This is a genomic window from Enterobacter sp. SES19 (assembly GCF_011765665.1).
Taxonomy (GTDB): domain Bacteria; phylum Pseudomonadota; class Gammaproteobacteria; order Enterobacterales; family Enterobacteriaceae; genus Enterobacter; species Enterobacter pseudoroggenkampii.
On sequence record NZ_CP050320.1, the window covers coordinates 4594157 to 4612107 of the forward strand.

The 17951-nt window shown below is 56.5% G+C and carries 15 protein-coding genes; 5 read left to right on the forward strand and 10 right to left on the reverse strand.

The window, feature by feature from the left end:
- Positions 1–12: 12 nt before the first annotated feature.
- The 3 genes from wecA to trxA form a co-directional block, all read right to left on the reverse strand.
- Positions 13–1116 carry a UDP-N-acetylglucosamine--undecaprenyl-phosphate N-acetylglucosaminephosphotransferase gene (gene wecA / locus GXP72_RS21990; protein WP_024907962.1) on the reverse strand — a complete coding sequence of 368 codons (1104 nt, stop codon included), beginning with the start codon at positions 1114–1116 and terminating at the stop codon, positions 13–15.
- A 242-nt stretch (positions 1117–1358) separates the two neighbouring features.
- Positions 1359–2618, reverse strand: coding sequence for a transcription termination factor Rho (gene rho, locus GXP72_RS21995; protein WP_008501566.1), 1260 nt, complete (start codon positions 2616–2618; stop codon positions 1359–1361).
- A 345-nt stretch (positions 2619–2963) separates the two neighbouring features.
- Positions 2964–3293 carry a thioredoxin TrxA gene (gene trxA, locus GXP72_RS22000; RefSeq protein WP_006179218.1) on the reverse strand — a complete coding sequence of 110 codons (330 nt, stop codon included), beginning with the start codon at positions 3291–3293 and terminating at the stop codon, positions 2964–2966.
- Between the two features lie 144 nt (positions 3294–3437).
- Here trxA and rhlB point away from each other — a divergent pair, with 144 nt between their 5' ends.
- Entirely contained in the window at positions 3438–4706 is a 1269-nt protein-coding gene (gene rhlB, locus GXP72_RS22005; RefSeq protein ID WP_021242834.1) for an ATP-dependent RNA helicase RhlB, read from the forward strand.
- Positions 4707–4711: 5 nt separating this feature from the next.
- Positions 4712–6196 carry a guanosine-5'-triphosphate,3'-diphosphate diphosphatase gene (gppA, locus tag GXP72_RS22010; RefSeq protein WP_032646095.1) on the forward strand — a complete coding sequence of 495 codons (1485 nt, stop codon included), beginning with the start codon at positions 4712–4714 and terminating at the stop codon, positions 6194–6196.
- A gap of 51 nt (positions 6197–6247) precedes the next feature.
- Here the strand turns inward: gppA and rep are convergent, their stop codons facing one another.
- Entirely contained in the window at positions 6248–8272 is a 2025-nt protein-coding gene (rep, locus tag GXP72_RS22015) for a DNA helicase Rep (protein WP_032646096.1), read from the reverse strand.
- Between the two features lie 112 nt (positions 8273–8384).
- On the opposite strand from rep, the gene ppiC (GXP72_RS22020) reads away from it, so the two are divergent.
- Entirely contained in the window at positions 8385–8666 is a 282-nt protein-coding gene (ppiC, locus tag GXP72_RS22020; protein ID WP_048989374.1) for a peptidylprolyl isomerase PpiC, read from the forward strand.
- A gap of 50 nt (positions 8667–8716) precedes the next feature.
- Entirely contained in the window at positions 8717–8998 is a 282-nt protein-coding gene (gene ppiC, locus GXP72_RS22025; protein WP_013099282.1) for a peptidylprolyl isomerase PpiC, read from the forward strand.
- Between the two features lie 86 nt (positions 8999–9084).
- On the opposite strand, the gene ilvC is transcribed toward ppiC (GXP72_RS22025), so the two are convergent.
- Positions 9085–10560: a ketol-acid reductoisomerase gene (gene ilvC, locus GXP72_RS22030; protein ID WP_048989373.1), complete on the reverse strand. Its 1476-nt coding sequence runs from the start codon at positions 10558–10560 to the stop codon at positions 9085–9087.
- Between the two features lie 152 nt (positions 10561–10712).
- On the opposite strand from ilvC, the gene ilvY reads away from it, so the two are divergent.
- Positions 10713–11603, forward strand: coding sequence for an HTH-type transcriptional activator IlvY (gene ilvY / locus GXP72_RS22035; protein WP_023333829.1), 891 nt, complete (start codon positions 10713–10715; stop codon positions 11601–11603).
- A gap of 33 nt (positions 11604–11636) precedes the next feature.
- Here ilvY and ilvA read toward each other — a convergent pair whose 3' ends face one another.
- Genes ilvA through ilvG form a run of 5 tightly spaced genes read right to left on the reverse strand, consistent with a single transcriptional unit; the run spans position 11637 to position 17949 of the window.
- A complete protein-coding gene (gene ilvA / locus GXP72_RS22040; protein WP_024907958.1) occupies positions 11637–13181 on the reverse strand; it encodes a threonine ammonia-lyase, biosynthetic in 1545 nt (514 codons plus the stop codon).
- Between the two features lie 2 nt (positions 13182–13183).
- On the reverse strand, positions 13184–15034 hold the full coding sequence (gene ilvD, locus GXP72_RS22045) for a dihydroxy-acid dehydratase (protein WP_045909248.1): 1851 nt from the start codon (positions 15032–15034) through the stop codon (positions 13184–13186).
- 60 nt (positions 15035–15094) lie between these two features.
- Positions 15095–16024: a branched-chain-amino-acid transaminase gene (gene ilvE, locus GXP72_RS22050; protein ID WP_023309654.1), complete on the reverse strand. Its 930-nt coding sequence runs from the start codon at positions 16022–16024 to the stop codon at positions 15095–15097.
- An 18-nt stretch (positions 16025–16042) separates the two neighbouring features.
- The gene (gene ilvM, locus GXP72_RS22055; protein WP_024907956.1) at positions 16043–16306 is read right to left on the reverse strand and encodes an acetolactate synthase 2 small subunit; all 264 of its coding nucleotides are present in this window, start codon (positions 16304–16306) and stop codon (positions 16043–16045) included.
- On the reverse strand, positions 16303–17949 hold the full coding sequence (ilvG, locus tag GXP72_RS22060; protein WP_061716304.1) for an acetolactate synthase 2 catalytic subunit: 1647 nt from the start codon (positions 17947–17949) through the stop codon (positions 16303–16305). Before ilvG ends, ilvM begins: the two co-directional genes overlap by 4 nt.
- Positions 17950–17951: the final 2 nt, after the last annotated feature.

The following is a 17951-nucleotide window of genomic DNA, read 5'->3' on the forward strand; positions in this document are numbered from 1 at the left end:
ATAGTCCCGGTTTTACTTAGTTAATGTTGTATTTTTGCCACTGTTACGACGCATCCTGCGTTTAAGACGTTTAATAAATCGCGCCACTTTCCATGCGCGCTTAATGCAGTAGCCGTACAGGAAAAATGCCAGCAAGAATAATGCCAACATAACCCACTCAGGAATAATATGGGAATATTCTGCAGCTACACCAATCGCGGCTAAAATAGCGGCGGCCAGAGTAATCAGTACAAACGCCTGACGAGATGTAAAACCCGCGCGCATGATGAGATGATGAATGTGTTGGCGGTCGGGAGAGAAAGGACTCATTCCTTTGCGCAGGCGGCGGTACATAATCGCCACCATATCCATTAATGGAATGGCAATAATCCACAGCGCTGTTACAGGGCTTATCGGATGGGTCTGGCCCTGAGTGGTTTCAAGCAGGATCCAGATAACCGTAAAACCAATCAGCGTACTGCCCGCGTCTCCCATAAAGACTTTATAGCGACGGCCCAGCACACCGAGGTTTAAGAGGATATAAGGCAGAATGGCGGCAATCATGGCGAAACACCACATTGCCAGACTGTACTGGCCATCAAACCATAAAATAATGCCGATAGCGGCGAACGAGACGGATGACAACCCACCGAGCAGGCCGTCAATGCCATCCACCATGTTGAAAGCATTGATTGCCGCCCAGACGGCAAAGAGTGTCAGGAAGAAGCCAAATGGGCCCAGAACTAACTCCCAGGGGCCAAACACATAGCCGAGGCTTCGCAGATACAGTCCGCCCACAACCATCATCACCACGCCAATGCCCGCCTGAACGGTGGCGCGTATTTTCACCGCGATATCAAACCGGTCATCAAGAGCCCCGACTAACACCAGGACACCGGCGCAGGCAATGTAGAGGGCGGCATGCGGGATATAATAATCGGCAATACCAAACGTGAAGCAAATTCCTGCGTAAACAGATATCCCGCCGACTAAAGGAATAAGTCCCTGATGGCGTTTACGAAAATTAGGCTTATCCACCAACCCTATTCGTTTTGCCACCTTACGCGCAATGAACAAAAAACAGGTTGTGAATAAAAAAATACTGATCAGTTCAGTAACGGCGGTGAATAGATTCACAATGGATTGCTCTCAACAAATGTTAGTCCCGGAAGTATAACCATGAAGCCACAGCCTCAGAAGTAATAAAGATGGCTTCTTACAACTCCCTTTGTATATTTTTCAATCAATTATTTCTTTTGCTGCATAAACGGCCCTATTGTCGCACTGACCGGTCAAAATTGGGAGTAGGTGGTACTAGCGTATAGTCCATAAAAGAAAAACGCCACGTAAAAACGTGGCGTTCGCTGGCTTTATTTGCGTTACGAGCGTTTCATCATGTCGAAGAAATCGTCGTTGGTTTTGGTCATCGCCAGTTTGTTAATGAGGAACTCCATCGCGTCGATTTCACCCATTGGATGGATGATTTTGCGCAGGATCCACATTTTCTGCAGCTCTTCCTGAGTGGTGAGCAGCTCTTCTTTACGGGTACCGGAACGGTTGTAGTCGATAGCCGGGAAGACGCGTTTTTCAGCGATCTTACGAGAGAGGTGCAGTTCCATGTTGCCTGTACCTTTAAACTCTTCGTAAATCACTTCGTCCATTTTGGAACCGGTATCGATCAGCGCCGTCGCGATGATGGTCAGGCTGCCGCCCTCTTCCACGTTACGTGCAGCACCGAAGAAGCGTTTCGGACGATGCAGGGCGTTAGCATCCACACCACCGGTCAGCACTTTACCAGACGCTGGCACCACGGTGTTATAGGCACGCGCCAGACGGGTGATGGAGTCGAGCAGGATGATCACGTCTTTCTTGTGCTCAACCAGGCGTTTTGCCTTCTCGATAACCATTTCCGCAACCTGAACGTGGCGAGAGGCTGGCTCATCGAAGGTTGAAGCAACCACTTCACCTTTAACCAGACGCTGCATCTCGGTCACTTCTTCCGGACGTTCGTCAATCAGCAGCACCATCAGCACACAGTCTGGGTGGTTATAGGCGATGCTCTGCGCGATGTTCTGCAGCAGCATGGTTTTACCCGCTTTTGGCGGCGCCACAATCAGACCACGCTGGCCGCGACCAATAGGTGATGCCAGATCCAGAACACGTGCGGTTAAGTCTTCGGTAGAACCGTTACCACGCTCCATGCGCAGGCGAGAGTTCGCGTGCAGCGGCGTTAAGTTCTCAAAGAGGATCTTATTACGCGAGTTTTCTGGTTTGTCGAAGTTAACTTCATTGACTTTCAACAGCGCAAAGTAGCGTTCACCCTCTTTAGGAGGACGAATCTTACCTGAAATGGTGTCACCAGTGCGGAGGTTGAAACGGCGGATTTGGCTGGGGGATACGTAGATGTCGTCAGGGCCGGCGAGGTAGGAGCTGTCTGCAGAGCGGAGGAAACCAAATCCGTCTTGCAATATCTCCAGCACACCGTCGCCAAAGATATCTTCGCCACTCTTAGCGTGCTGCTTCAGGATGGCGAAAATGATGTCCTGCTTGCGCATACGAGCCTGGTTTTCCAGCCCCATATTTTCGCCGAGAGTGATCAGCTCAGAAACCGGCGTATTCTTTAATTCGGTAAGATTCATAATGGTGTGGGTTCTTAAACTCGGGGTGATTCTCGAACTTAATGTTGTGAATGGTATGGCAGGGTCATCCATGCCTGTTTAGCGGCCATCAACTCATGTCTGTTCGCTGTCTGGTCACAGGGAAAGAACGCAGAACTGAAACGACAAGACGGATTGAGTGACAAGCCCGGAATTTAGCCACTTCACGCACTGTTCATGTCAACAACGGGAAGTATCGGGTAAAACAAGATTCAAACAACAAGATATGTTTAAAACGAAGTCATAGCTAACTTAGCACGACTTCAGCCGGGCGTCCAGAGTTCCACATCATTTAGCCGGGAGCTCTGAACGCACAGCGGAGAAACCTTACGCCAGGTTAGCGTCCAGGAACTCTTTCAGTTGACCTTTGGACAGCGCGCCCACTTTGGTCGCCGCCACTTCGCCGTTTTTGAACAGCAGCAGGGTCGGAATGCCACGGATACCGTATTTTGGTGCGGTGCCCGGGTTCTGGTCGATGTTCAGCTTGGCAACGGTCAGTTTGCCCTGATATTCGTCGGCGATCTCATCCAGAATCGGGGCGATCATTTTGCAAGGACCACACCATTCAGCCCAGAAATCGACGAGGATCAGCCCGTCAGCCTTAAGTACGTCCGTGTCAAAACTGTCGTCAGTCAGGTGAATAATTTTATCGCTCATATATAACTCCACAGGAATAAGCCTGGTACGTTGGTTTTGTCTCCACCAACGACGTGTTGATGTCGCATTAACCAACTAAAGGTTGACTTTATTTCACCGGATACGCTTTCGTAAAGCAATAGTAAGCTGATATTCTACCACACTATGAGCAAAACACATTTAACAGAACAGAAGTTTTCCGACTTCGCGCTGCACCCGAAGGTGATTGAAGCCCTTGAAAATAAAGGGTTTCATAACTGCACGCCCATTCAGGCCCTCGCGCTGCCGCTGACGCTGGCCGGTCGCGATGTTGCCGGGCAGGCGCAAACCGGTACCGGCAAAACGATGGCGTTTTTAACGTCAACGTTTCATTATTTACTTTCTCACCCAGCGATTGCAGACCGCAAAGTTAACCAGCCGCGCGCGCTAATTATGGCCCCGACGCGAGAACTGGCGGTACAGATCCATGCAGACGCTGAACCCCTGGCGCAGGCTACCGGCCTTAAGCTTGGACTGGCCTATGGCGGCGACGGCTACGATAAACAGCTGAAAGTGCTGGAAAGCGGTGTGGATATCCTGATCGGTACCACCGGCCGTCTTATCGACTATGCTAAACAGAACCACATTAACCTCGGTGCAATCCAGGTTGTGGTGCTCGATGAAGCTGACCGCATGTACGATCTGGGCTTCATTAAAGACATCCGCTGGCTGTTCCGCCGTATGCCTCCGGCCAATCAGCGCCTGAATATGCTGTTCTCTGCAACCCTCTCCTACCGTGTGCGCGAACTGGCGTTCGAACAGATGAACAACGCCGAATACGTGGAAGTGGAACCGGAGCAGAAAACGGGTCACCGCATTAAAGAAGAGCTCTTCTATCCTTCCAATGAAGAGAAAATGCGTCTGCTGCAAACGCTGATCGAAGAAGAATGGCCCGATCGCGCCATTATCTTCGCGAACACCAAACACCGTTGTGAAGACATCTGGGGCCATCTGGCTGCAGACGGTCACCGTGTTGGCCTGCTGACCGGCGACGTGGCGCAGAAAAAACGCCTGCGCATTCTTGAAGAATTTACCCGTGGCGATCTCGATATTCTGGTCGCAACCGACGTGGCGGCACGTGGTTTACACATTCCGGCCGTGACGCACGTCTTTAACTACGATCTGCCAGACGACTGCGAAGACTACGTACACCGTATCGGTCGAACCGGTCGTGCGGGCGCAAGCGGTCACTCGATTAGCCTTGCGTGTGAAGAGTATGCGCTGAATCTTCCAGCCATTGAGACTTATATCGGTCACTCTATTCCGCAGAGCAAATACAATCCGGAAGCGCTGTTAAGCGAACTGCCGCCGCCTAAGCGTCTAACCCGCCCACGCTCCGGCAATGGTCCGCGTCGTTCAGGCGGCGCACCGCGTAATCGTCGTCGTTCAGGTTAAAAAATATGCTCAGCTCCACCTCGCTTTATGCGGCAATTGATCTCGGTTCGAATAGTTTTCATATGCTGGTTGTGCGCGAGGTGGCGGGAAGCATACAAACGCTGACGCGCATTAAGCGCAAGGTCCGCCTCGCGGCGGGCCTGAGCAGCGACAATCACCTCTCACCTGAAGCCATGGAACGTGGCTGGCAGTGTCTGCGACTCTTTGCCGAGCGTCTGCAGGATATCCCGCATGCCCAAATCACCGTGGTCGCCACTGCGACACTCCGTCTGGCGGTTAACGCCGTGGATTTTATTGCCAGAGCGCAGGAAATTCTCGGTTGTCCGGTTCAGGTTATCAGCGGTGAAGAAGAAGCTCGCCTGATTTATCAGGGTGTTGCACACACCACGGGGGGTGACGATCGTCGCCTGGTAGTGGATATCGGCGGTGCCAGTACCGAGCTTGTGACCGGCACCGGCGCGCAGGCAACGTCGCTGTTCAGCCTGTCGATGGGCTGCGTGACCTGGCTTGAGCGCTACTTTACCGATCGTAATCTGGGTAAAGAGAACTTCGACGAGGCAGAGAACGCTGCGCGCGAAGTGTTACGCCCGGTGATGGACGAGCTGCGCTATCACGGCTGGAAAGTCTGCGTGGGTGCGTCGGGTACCGTGCAGGCTCTGCAGGAAATCATGATGGCGCAGGGAATGGACGAGCGGATTACGCTTGCCAAACTTCAGCAGCTGAAACAGCGCGCCATTCAGTGCGGACGCCTGGAAGAGCTGGAAATTGAAGGCCTGACGCTGGAGCGCGCGCTGGTTTTCCCGAGCGGGCTGGCCATTCTTATCGCCATTTTCACCGAGCTGAACATCCAGTGTATGACCCTGGCCGGCGGCGCGTTGCGCGAAGGTCTGGTCTACGGGATGCTGCATCTGTCGGTCGATCAGGATATCCGCAGCCGTACCCTGCGCAACGTGCAGCGTCGTTTTCTGGTTGATATCGATCAGGCAGGACGCGTATCGCAGCTGGCGTCACGCTTCGCCGATCAGGTCGCTAACGTCTGGGATCTTGATCCTCTGAGCCGGGATTTATTGCTAAGCGCCTGTGCGCTACATGAAGTGGGGCTGAGCATTGATTTTAAGCAGGCACCGGCTCATGCAGCGTATCTGGTGCGCAACCTGGATTTACCGGGCTATACACCTGCGCAGAAAAAATTGCTGGCAACGCTGCTGCTGAACCAGACCAATGCCGTTGATCTCTCGTCTTTGCATCAGCAAAACGCCGTACCGCCGCGCGTGGCCGAGCATCTGTGCCGCCTGCTGCGTCTGGCGATCCTGTTTGCCAGCCGCCGCCGCGATGATTTGCTGCCCGCCATTAATCTGGTGGCCGATGACGAGAAGCTTTCGCTGACGTTACCGGAGAACTGGATTGATCGTCACCCGCTTGGGGCAGAGATGATCGAGCAGGAGTGCCAGTGGCAGAGCTATGTGCACTGGGTGCTGGAAGTGAAGTAATACGCTGAACATTGCCGGGTGGCGGCTCCGCCTTACCCGGCCTACTCATCATTATCCTTTCTCTTTGGCTTTTGCCAGCATGGCGCGGATATTTGCCACGTTAGCCTGCCCCTTGTGCATCCGCTCTTCTGCGGTAATCACTTTGCGCTCCTGTTCCCAAATCACGTCATCCTGCGGCAGCTCCAGCAGGAAACGGCTCGGCTCCGGGCGGACAAGTTCGCCATACTGACGGCGCTCTTTACACAGTGTGAACGTCAGCTCTTTCTGCGCGCGGGTGATCCCCACGTAGGCCAGGCGGCGCTCCTCGTCGACGTTGTCTTCATCAATGCTGCTCTGATGCGGTAACAACCCCTCTTCCATACCGACCAGATAGACATACGGGAACTCCAGACCTTTTGACGCGTGCAGCGTCATCAGCTGTACCTGATCGGCCTCTTCTTCGCTCTCGCCCCGCTCCATCATGTCGCGCAGGGTAAAGCGGGTGACCACCTGCGTCAGGGTCATCGGCTCGTCGATTTCAGAGCCCTCCAACATTTCGGTCATCCAGCTGAAGAGCTGGTTAACGTTCTTCATGCGCATCTCAGCCGCTTTCGGGCTGGCCGAAGTTTCGTACAGCCAGGACTCATAGTCGATGCCGTGAATAAGATCGCGCACCGCCGCCACCGGCTCGCGCTCCGCGAGACGTTGCACTTCGCCAAGCCAGTGGGTGAACCGCGTTAATGAATCATACCCGCGTCCGGTTAACGTCTGGCTCAGCCCCATGTCGAAGCTGGCAGTAAACATACTTTTGTTGCGGGTCATCGCCCACTCGCCGAGCTTTTGCAGCGTCGCCGGGCCAATCTCGCGTTTTGGCGTATTCACGATGCGCAGAAACGCGCTGTCGTCATCCGGGTTAGTGAGCACGCGCAGATAGGCCAGCAGATCTTTGATTTCTGGTCGTGAGAAGAACGACGTGCCGCCCGAGATTTTGTAAGGAATGCGGTTCTGCATCAGCATCTTTTCAAAGACGCGCGACTGGTGATTGCCGCGATAGAGGATCGCGTAATCCTTATATTCGGTTTTGTTGACGAAGTGGTGGGCGATGAGTTCGCCCGTCACGCGCTCCGCTTCATGATCCTCATTGTTGGCGCTGAGTACTTTCAGCTCCGTGCCGTAGCCCAGTTCGGAGAAGAGACGCTTCTCAAACACGTGCGGGTTATTGGCAATCAGGATGTTAGCTGCTTTCAGGATACGCCCGGAGGAGCGATAGTTCTGTTCCAGCTTAATCACCTGCAGCGCCGGGAAATCTTTGCTCAGCAGCACCAGGTTTTGCGGGCGCGCGCCGCGCCAGGAGTAAATTGACTGGTCATCATCGCCGACCACGGTGAAACGCGCGCGCTGCCCCACCAGCAGCTTCACCAGCTCGTACTGGCTGGTGTTGGTGTCCTGATACTCATCCACCAGCAGGTAACGGATTTTGTTCTGCCAGCGCTCGCGCACCTCTTCATTGCGCTGCAGCAGCAGCGTCGGCAGCAGGATCAGGTCGTCGAAGTCCAGCACGTTGCACGCTTTCATATGTGCATCGTACAGACCGTAGCAGTGGGCGAAGATGCGATCCCGTTCGCCTTTGGCGATCGCCGCGGCCTGGGCCGGCGTCATCAGATCGTTTTTCCAGTTCGAGATCGTCGAGATCAGCTGCTGCAACAGCACTTTATCATCTTCGATCAGCCCCTCGGTGAGCTCTTTGAGCAGCGCCACCTGATCGGTGTCATCAAAGAGGGAGAAGTTGGACTTCATGCCCAGCGCCGCATACTCGCGTTTGATGATATCCAGCCCCAGCGTGTGGAAGGTGGAGATCATCAGGCCGCGCGCCTCTTTACGGCCCAGCGTCTGACCGACACGCTCTTTCATCTCGCGCGCCGCTTTATTGGTAAAGGTGACCGCCGCAATGTGTCGCGCCTGATACCCGCAGTTGTGGATCAGATGGGCGATTTTGTTGGTGATCACGCGGGTTTTACCCGAACCGGCCCCTGCCAGCACCAGGCATGGTCCAGTAACGAATTCGACCGCTTGTTGTTGTCCAGGGTTTAAACGCATGGGAGTATTGCTCAATCTTCGAACGGGGTGTGGATTGTAGCAGAAAGCCGGGCGCAGATTTACCGGCTAATGATAAAGTGGAGAAATCGCGTTTAACCCGTAGAGCAGAACCATGAAAAAGACCGCAGCAGCCCTGCATATTCTGGTAAAAGAAGAGAAACTGGCCCAGGAGATCCTGGCCAGGCTGGAGCGCGGCATCAGCTTTGATCATCTGGCGAAGCGTTATTCTAAATGCCCGTCCGGGCGCAATGGCGGTGATCTTGGGGAGTTTCAACAAGGTGCAATGGTCGGCCCGTTCGATCAGGCGGTCTTTAGCTGCCCGCTTTTGAAGCCCTACGGCCCGGTAAAAACCAAATTTGGCTACCATATCATTAAGGTGCTTTATCGCCGCTGACGCGTGGTATATTGCGCCCCGATTTATCTCAACCTATTCAAGGCACGATCATGGCAAAAACAGCAGCAGCACTGCATATTCTTGTTAAAGAAGAGAAACTGGCTCTGGATCTTCTGGAGCAGCTCAAAAACGGCGCCGACTTCGGCAAACTGGCGAAGAAGCACTCTATCTGTCCGTCAGGCAAACGCGGCGGCGATCTGGGTGAATTCCGCCAGGGTCAGATGGTACCGGCGTTCGATAAAGTGGTCTTCTCCTGCCCGGTGCTGGAGCCAACCGGCCCGCTGCACACGCAGTTCGGCTACCACGTGATTAAAGTGCTGTATCGCAAATAAAAAAGCCGGGTGGCGGCTGCGCCTTACCCGGCCTACATCTTACGGTTTTGTAGGTCGGGTAAGCGAAGCGCCACCCGACAAGATTGTTAGCCCGCTACCGCGATACGCTTCATATCGGTCATGTAGCCACGCAGTTTGTGACCCACTTTCTCGATCTGATGGCTGCGAATGGCTTCGTTCACGTCGCGCAGCTGCGCGTTGTCCACGGCACCTTCCGCAATCGCTTTGCCCAGATCGCCTGTCTGCAGAGTGGTCATAAACTCTTTCAGCAGCGGTACGCAGGCGTAAGAGAACAGGTAGTTACCGTATTCTGCGGTATCAGAGATCACCACGTTCATTTCGTACAGACGCTTACGGGCGATGGTGTTCGCAATCAGCGGCAGCTCGTGCAGTGATTCGTAGTATGCAGACTCTTCGATGATGCCGGAATCCACCATGGTTTCGAACGCCAGCTCAACGCCTGCTTTCACCATCGCGATCATCAGGACGCCTTTATCGAAGTACTCCTGCTCGCCGATTTTACCTTCAAACTGCGGCGCGGTTTCGAACGCGGTTTTACCGGTCTCTTCACGCCAGGTCAGCAGTTTCTTATCGTCGTTCGCCCAGTCCGCCATCATACCGGAAGAGAACTCGCCGGAGATGATGTCGTCCATGTGTTTCTGGAACAGCGGCGCCATGATGGTTTTCAGCTGTTCAGACAGCGCGTAAGCACGCAGTTTTGCCGGGTTGGACAGACGGTCCATCATCAGCGTAATACCACCCTGCTTCAGCGCTTCGGTGATGGTTTCCCAGCCGAACTGAATCAGTTTTTCCGCGTAGGCCGGGTCAGTACCTTCTTCTACCAGCTTGTCGAAGCACAGCAGAGAACCGGCCTGCAGCATGCCGCACAGAATGGTCTGCTCGCCCATCAGGTCAGATTTCACTTCGGCAACGAAGGACGATTCCAGCACGCCCGCACGGTGGCCGCCGGTCGCCGCTGCCCATGCTTTGGCAATCGCCATGCCTTCGCCTTTCGGATCGTTTTCCGGGTGAACTGCGATAAGCGTCGGCACGCCGAAGCCACGCTTGTACTCTTCGCGTACTTCCGTACCCGGACACTTCGGTGCCACCATCACTACGGTGATGTCTTTACGGATCTGCTCGCCCACTTCAACGATGTTGAAGCCGTGGGAGTAACCCAGCGCGGCACCGTCTTTCATCAGCGGCTGTACGGAACGCACAACGTCTGAGTGCTGTTTGTCCGGGGTCAGGTTAACCACCAGATCCGCCTGCGGGATCAGCTCTTCGTAGGTACCCACTTTGAAGCCGTTTTCGGTCGCTTTACGCCAGGAAGCACGCTTCTCGGCAATCGCTTCTTTACGCAGGGCGTAGGAGATATCCAGACCGGAGTCACGCATGTTCAGGCCCTGGTTCAGACCCTGTGCGCCACAGCCGACGATGACCACTTTTTTACCCTGAAGGTAGCTCGCGCCATCGGCAAATTCGTCGCGCGCCATGAAGCGGCATTTGCCCAGCTGCGCCAGCTGCTGGCGCAAGTTCAGTGTATTAAAGTAGTTAGCCATGGGTGATACCTCGTGATGTTGTGTGTCTTATTGTTCGGTTCGCGTTTCAGCGAGAATGTACCCACATTACAACAGGAAATTTATTGCGGAAATTGATATATTCACAACGTCACGTTGCAATTTTTGCAATATAAAAAGAGGGAGTGGAATCAGTGGATTTACGCGATCTGAAAATGTTCCTGCACCTAGCGGAAAGCCGTCACTTTGGCCGCAGCGCCCGGGCGATGCACGTTAGCCCCTCCACGCTTTCGCGCCAGATCCAGCGCCTTGAGGAAGACCTCGGCCAGCCGCTGTTCGTGCGCGACAACCGCACCGTCACCCTCACGGAAGCGGGCGAAGAGTTGCGCATTTTTGCCCAGCAGACGCTGTTGCAGTACCAGCAGCTGCGTCACTCGATTGACCAGCAGGGGCCGTCACTTTCCGGTGAGCTGCATATTTTCTGCTCCGTGACCGCCGCCTATAGCCATCTGCCGCCCATCCTTGACCGCTTCCGCGCGGCGCATCCTTCAGTTGAAATTAAGCTCACCACCGGCGACGCCTCCGACGCAATGGAGAAAGTGGTGACGGGCGAAGCGGATCTCGCCATTGCCGGGAAGCCGGAAACCCTGCCGGGCGCGGTAGCGTTCTCAATGCTGGAGAATCTGGCGGTGGTGTTGATTGCCCCCGCGCTGCCCTGCCCGGTGCGTAATCAGGTGTCGGTGGAAAAACCGGACTGGTCCACGGTGCCGTTTATCATGGCCGATCAGGGGCCGGTGCGTCGTCGCATCGAGCTGTGGTTCCGCCGTCAGAAAATCAGCAACCCGTCGATTTACGCCACGGTTAGCGGCCATGAGGCGATGGTGTCGATGGTGGCGCTGGGCTGCGGCGTGGCGCTGCTGCCGGAAGTGGTGCTGGAAAATAGCCCGGAACCGGTGCGCAATCGCGTGATGATTCTGGAGCGCAGCGACGAGAAGACGCCGTTTGAGCTTGGCGTGTGCGCACAAAAAAAGCGGCTGCATGAGCCGCTTATTGATGCGTTCTGGACGATATTGCCGAACCACTAAAGCCGGGTGGCGCTGCGCTTACCCGGCCGGACCTTAGCCCGCGAGGAAGAAGCGGAAGGCCGGGTTATGGGTTTCGTCGTGACACTCATAGCCCAGCTCGTTCAGCCGCGTTTCGAAATCCGGTTCATGCTCGCCCAGTTCAAACGCTGCCAGCACGCGGCCGTAGTCGGTGCCGTGGCTGCGGTAGTGGAACAGAGAGATGTTCCAGTGCGTGCCCAGCGTGTGCAGGAACTTGAGCAGCGCGCCCGGCGATTCCGGGAACTCGAAGCTGAACAGACGTTCCCTGAGCGGCTTCGATGGACGCCCGCCGACCATGTAGCGCACGTGCAGCTTCGCCATCTCGTCGTCAGAGAGATCGACCACGCTATAGCCGCCCTCATGCAGCAGGTTGAGGATCTCTTTGCGCTCCTCCACGCCGCGGCTCAGGCGCACGCCGACAAAAATACAGGCGTCTTTGGCATCGGCAAAACGGTAGTTAAATTCCGTCACAGAACGACCGCCCAGCAGCTGACAGAACTTCAGGAAGCTGCCCTTCTCTTCCGGGATGGTCACCGCCAGCAGTGCTTCACGCTGTTCGCCCAGCTCGCAGCGCTCGGAAACGTAGCGCAGACCGTGGAAGTTCACGTTGGCACCAGACAGCACGTGCGCCAGCCGCTCGCCGCGAATGTTGTGCTGCGCGATGTATTTTTTCATCCCCGCCAGCGCCAGCGCGCCGGAAGGTTCCGCCACCGCGCGCACATCCTCGAACAGATCTTTCATCGCCGCGCAGATGGCATCGCTATCCACCGTGACGATATCGTCGAGATATTCCTGGCACAGGCGGAAGGTTTCATCCCCAATGCGCTTCACCGCCACGCCCTCGGCAAACAGCCCGACGCGCGGCAGATCTACCGGGTGACCCGCATCCAGCGCCGCTTTCAGGCAGGCAGAGTCTTCCGCTTCAACGGCGATGACTTTGATCTGCGGCATCAGCTGTTTGATCAGCACCGCCACGCCCGCGGCCAGGCCGCCGCCGCCGACCGGCACAAACACGCGATCGAGATGGGCATCCTGCTGCAGCAGTTCAAGCGCCAGCGTCCCCTGCCCGGCAATAACCATCGGATGGTCGAACGGCGGCACCCAGGTGAACCCCTGCTGCTGCGCCAGCTCGATCGCTTTGGCTTTCGCTTCGTCAAAGTTGGCGCCGTGGAGCAGCACTTCGCCGCCGAAACCGCGTACCGCATCGACTTTGATGTCGGCGGTAGCGACCGGCATCACGATCAGCGCTTTCAGACCTAAACGGGCCGAAGAGAAAGCTACACCCTGCGCGTGGTTGCCCGCTGAGGCGGTAATCACGCCGCGCGCTTTCTGCTCGTCGGTCAGCCCGGCCATCATCGCGTAGGCGCCGCGCAGCTTGAAGCTGTGCACCGGCTGACGGTCTTCGCGCTTGACCAGGATCACGTTGTCGAGGCGCGAAGAGAGTTTTTCCATTTTCTGCAGGGGTGTGACCTGCACGGCTTCATAGACCGGCGCGCGCAGCACCGCTCTGAGGTATTCCGCCCCCTCGGGGGCGGCGGATAAGGGTTGCGACTCGGCCATCATTAGCCCCCAAGTTTAGATTTATCGCGCACCGCGCCTTTATCTGCACTGGTGGCAAGGCTCGCGTAGGCGCGCAGGGCGAAGGAGACTTCGCGCTGGCGGTCTTTCGGCGTCCAGGCTTTGTCGCCGCGGGCTTCCTGCGCTTCACGACGGGCCGCAATTTCCTGGTCGCTCAGCTTGAGCTGAATGCCGCGATTCGGAATGTCGATTTCGATCAGGTCGCCGTCTTCGATGATGGCGATGTTGCCGCCGCTTGCCGCTTCCGGCGAAACGTGACCGATAGAGAGGCCGGAGGTGCCGCCGGAGAAACGTCCGTCGGTGATCAGCGCGCAGGCTTTACCGAGGCCCATCGATTTCAGGAAGGTGGTTGGGTAGAGCATCTCCTGCATGCCCGGGCCGCCTTTCGGCCCTTCATAACGGATGACAACCACGTCGCCTTCCACCACTTTGCCGCCGAGGATGGCGTCTACCGCTTCATCCTGGCTTTCGTACACTTTCGCCGGGCCGGTGAATTTCAGGATGCTGTCGTCCACGCCAGCGGTCTTCACGATGCAGCCGTTTTCCGCAAAGTTACCGTACAGCACGGCCAGGCCGCCGTCCTTGCTGTAGGCGTGTTCCAGCGAGCGGATACAGCCTTCGGCGCGGTCATCGTCCAGGGTATCCCAGCGACAGTCCTGCGAGAATGCCTGGGTGGTGCGAATACCGGCAGGACCCGCGCGGAACATTTTTTTCACCGCGTCGTCTTTGGTCAGCATCACGTCGTACTGGTCCAGCGATTCCGGCAACGTCAGGCCGAGGACGTTTTTCACGTCTCGGTTCAGCAGCCCGGCGCGATCCAGCTCGCCGAGGATACCGATGACGCCACCGGCACGGTGCACGTCTTCCATGTGGTACTTCTGCGTACTCGGCGCGACCTTACACAGCTGCGGCACTTTACGGGACAGCTTGTCGATGTCGCTCATGGTGAAGTCGATTTCGGCTTCCTGCGCGGCGGCCAGCAGGTGCAGAACGGTGTTGGTGGAACCGCCCATGGCGATATCCAGGGTCATGGCGTTCTCGAACGCCGCTTTGCTGGCGATGCTGCGCGGCAGCGCGCTGGCGTCGTCCTGCTCGTAGTAGCGTTTGGTCAGCTCAACGATACGTTTACCGGCATTGAGGAACAGCTGCTTACGGTCGGCGTGGGTCGCCAGCAGCGAGCCGTTGCCCGGCTGAGAAAGACCCAGCGCTTCGGTCAGGCAGTTCATGGAGTTCGCCGTGAACATCCCGGAACAGGAGCCGCAGGTCGGGCACGCGGAGCGCTCAACCTGATCGCTCTGCTCGTCAGAGACTTTCGGGTCCGCGCCCTGGATCATCGCATCAACCAGGTCGAGCTTGATGATTTTGTCGGAGAGCTTGGTTTTCCCCGCTTCCATTGGGCCACCGGAGACGAAGATCACCGGAATATTCAGGCGCAGGGAGGCCATCAGCATCCCCGGGGTGATTTTGTCGCAGTTGGAGATACAGACCATTGCATCGGCGCAGTGGGCGTTAACCATGTACTCCACCGAGTCGGCGATCAGCTCGCGCGACGGCAGTGAATAGAGCATGCCCCCGTGCCCCATCGCGATACCGTCATCCACCGCAATGGTGTTGAACTCTTTCGCCACGCCGCCGGAGGCCTCGATTTGCTCGGCAACCAGCTTACCCAGATCGCGCAGGTGCACGTGGCCCGGAACGAACTGGGTGAAGGAGTTCACCACGGCGATAATCGGCTTACCGAAATCGGCGTCGGTCATTCCGGTGGCGCGCCACAGTGCGCGGGCACCCGCCATGTTACGGCCATGGGTGGTGGTGGCTGAACGATACTTAGGCATGCTTTATTTACTCCCGTCTGACTATGTAATGGGACGGTGCGTGCCGTCCCAAATTTATACTTAGTGATTAACCTGATCCAACCAGCCGTATTTATCTTCTGTTTCGCCGGTGAAGAGGCCAAAGAACGCTTGCTGAATGCGTTTGGTGACCGGGCCACAGCGGCCTTCGCCCACCTGGATACCGTCTACGCTGCGCACCGGCGTGATTTCAGCCGCGGTACCGGACATAAAGACTTCATCGGCCAGATACAGGGATTCGCGGGACAGCACCTGCTCGCGCACTTCGATACCCAGATCTTTCGCCAGCTTGATGATGGCATCACGGGTGATGCCCGGCAGCGCGGACGAGGTGAACGGCGGCGTGAACAGGATGCCGTCTTTCACTTCAAACAGGTTTTCACCCGCACCTTCTGAGATGTAGCCGTTTACGTCCAGGGCGATACCTTCCTGATAGCCGTGACGGCGCGCTTCGCTACCGACCAGCAGTGAAGAGAGGTAGTTACCGCCAGCTTTCGCGGCGGTCGGGATGGTGTTTGGCGCAACGCGGTTCCAGGAAGAGACCATTGCGTCGATCCCCTGCTCCAGGGCTTCTGCCCCCAGGTAGGCACCCCATGGGAACGCGGCAATGATCACATCCGTTGTATAGCCAGCTGGGGGGTTCACGCCCATACCGACGTCGCCCACGAAGACCAGCGGACGAATATAGGCGCTGGTCAGGTTGTTCTTACGGATCACGTCGCGGCAGGCTTCCATCAGCTCATCAACGCTCTGGGAAACCGGGAAACGATAAATTTTGGCTGAGTCATGCAGACGCTGCATGTGTTCGCGATGGCGGAACACCACTGGCCCTTTGTGAGAATCGTAGCAGCGGATGCCTTCAAACACGGAGGTACCGTAATGCAGCGCGTGGGACATCACATGGACCTTCGCGTCCTCCCAGCGAACCATCTCACCGTTGAACCAAATGTAATCAGCTTTTTTTGTCGTCATTTTTTCGTCCTGTCACGCTTAAGCGCGGATTTGTTGTGATGTGGTTGTGCTCTGGCAGATGGCAACATGGGCAACGTCTACCAGCTTTGATAACTGACTAAACAGTAAGTCGACCGACCGCGGGCTGGCAACGGTTAATTCGATACTGATATTCCGGGCATCAGTGGCCGTCTCCATATTCATAGAGCAAATCTGAAAACCACGATGACGCACCACGCGCAAAACGCGTTCTAAGGTTTCCGGGTTGAAGCGAGCCTGTACGGCGACCTGATGCTGCATCATGATAATTTCTCCATCATTTGTGAGTTACTGGCACCAGGCGGTACCAGCGGCCAGACATTCTCGAGTTCATCGATTGAGACATGAAGCAGGTAAGGCCCATCGCTGTTCAGCATGGTGTCGAGCGCCGCTTCAACCTGATCTTTACGGGTGATGTGCTGACCAGGGATGCCAAAGGCGCTGGCCAGGGTGAGGAAATCGGGGTTATCGGTGAGCGTCGTTTCGCTGTAGCGCTCCTGGAAGAACAGCTGTTGCCACTGGCGAACCATTCCTAAACGCTGGTTGTCGAGCAAGACGATTTTCAGCGGCAACTGCTTGCGCTTAACGGTGCCGAGCTCCTGAACGTTCATCATGAAGGAGCCGTCACCGGAGATACAGATAACGGTATCGTTCGGGCGGGCAACCTGTGCGCCAACGGCGGCTGGCAGACCGAAGCCCATCGTCCCTAACCCGCTGGAGGTGATGAAGTTTTCCGGGCGGGTGTAGGTCATGTGCTGCGCGGACCACATCTGGTGCTGGCCTACGTCGGTGGTGACGACGCTGTCAGCCGGTTTACGGTCGGACAACTGCTTCAACAGCAGCGGCGCGTAGATGGCCTCGCCGGGGTGGTCGTAACGCCAGGCGTGCTCGGCGCGCATGTCTGCGGTGTGCTGACGCCATGCATTGATATCCAGCGGCTGCTGCAATGCCGGTAACAGCGCGTTGAGATCGCCCTGGAGGGCAACGTGCGCCTGACGCAGCTTGTTCATCTCCGCCGGGTCGATATCCATATGGATCACTTTGGCGTTCGGCGCAAAGGTATTCAGCTTGCCGGTGACGCGGTCGTCAAAACGGGCACCTACGGCGATGAGCAGATCGCACGCCTGCACCGCCAGGTTTGCCGCTTTGGTGCCGTGCATCCCCAGCATGCCCAGATAGTATGGGTAATCCGCGTCGACAGCACCGAGACCTTTCAGCGTGCAGGTCGCTGGCATCTGCGTTGTTGCGATAAATTCGCGCAGGGCTGGAACGGCCTGCGCCATGCCGACGCCACCGCCGACGTACAGCATCGGCTGTTTCGCCTGCGCCAGCATCTGGCGAGCCTCTTCAACTTCCGCATCCGGAAACGCATTGTCGCTTTCAACGGTTGAGAAGTGCGGTTCCAAATCGCCGAATGCCACCTGGATATCTTTCGGGATATCGACCAGAACCGGACCAGGACGGCCTGAGTTTGCCACTTCGAACGCTTCTGCCATTACGCGCGGCAGCTCTTCCAGAGACTGGACGAGGAAGCTGTGTTTGGTGCAGGCCAGCGATAAACCGAGGACGTCGACTTCCTGGAAAGCGTCGGTACCGATGAACGGAGACGCCACCTGCCCGGTGATGGCGACAACGGGAACGGAATCCAACAGCGCGTCAGCCAGGCCGGTGATCAGGTTAGTTGCGCCCGGGCCTGACGTCGCCATACACACGCCCGTTTTACCTGTCGCGCGGGCATAGCCGATGGCTGCCATCGCTGCGCCCTGCTCGTGTCGGCACAAGAGATGTTCCACGCCGCCGTCATACAGTGCATCGTAAATCGGCATAATTGCGCCACCCGGATAACCGAATACTGTCTCGACTCCCTGCGCGCGCAACGCATGTACTACCCACTGTGCCCCATTCATAG

Coding starts and splice junctions, on each gene's coding strand:
- rho (WP_008501566.1), bottom strand. CDS start 2,618: ATGAATCTTACCGAATTAAAGAATACGCCGGTTTCTGAGCTGATCACT.
- trxA (WP_006179218.1), bottom strand. CDS start 3,293: ATGAGCGATAAAATTATTCACCTGACTGACGACAGTTTTGACACGGAC.
- rhlB (WP_021242834.1), top strand. CDS start 3,438: ATGAGCAAAACACATTTAACAGAACAGAAGTTTTCCGACTTCGCGCTG.
- gppA (WP_032646095.1), top strand. CDS start 4,712: ATGCTCAGCTCCACCTCGCTTTATGCGGCAATTGATCTCGGTTCGAAT.
- rep (WP_032646096.1), bottom strand. CDS start 8,272: ATGCGTTTAAACCCTGGACAACAACAAGCGGTCGAATTCGTTACTGGA.
- ppiC (WP_048989374.1), top strand. CDS start 8,385: ATGAAAAAGACCGCAGCAGCCCTGCATATTCTGGTAAAAGAAGAGAAA.
- ppiC (WP_013099282.1), top strand. CDS start 8,717: ATGGCAAAAACAGCAGCAGCACTGCATATTCTTGTTAAAGAAGAGAAA.
- ilvC (WP_048989373.1), bottom strand. CDS start 10,560: ATGGCTAACTACTTTAATACACTGAACTTGCGCCAGCAGCTGGCGCAG.
- ilvA (WP_024907958.1), bottom strand. CDS start 13,181: ATGGCCGAGTCGCAACCCTTATCCGCCGCCCCCGAGGGGGCGGAATAC.
- ilvD (WP_045909248.1), bottom strand. CDS start 15,034: ATGCCTAAGTATCGTTCAGCCACCACCACCCATGGCCGTAACATGGCG.
- ilvE (WP_023309654.1), bottom strand. CDS start 16,024: ATGACGACAAAAAAAGCTGATTACATTTGGTTCAACGGTGAGATGGTT.
- ilvM (WP_024907956.1), bottom strand. CDS start 16,306: ATGATGCAGCATCAGGTCGCCGTACAGGCTCGCTTCAACCCGGAAACC.
- ilvG (WP_061716304.1), bottom strand. CDS start 17,949: ATGAATGGGGCACAGTGGGTAGTACATGCGTTGCGCGCGCAGGGAGTC.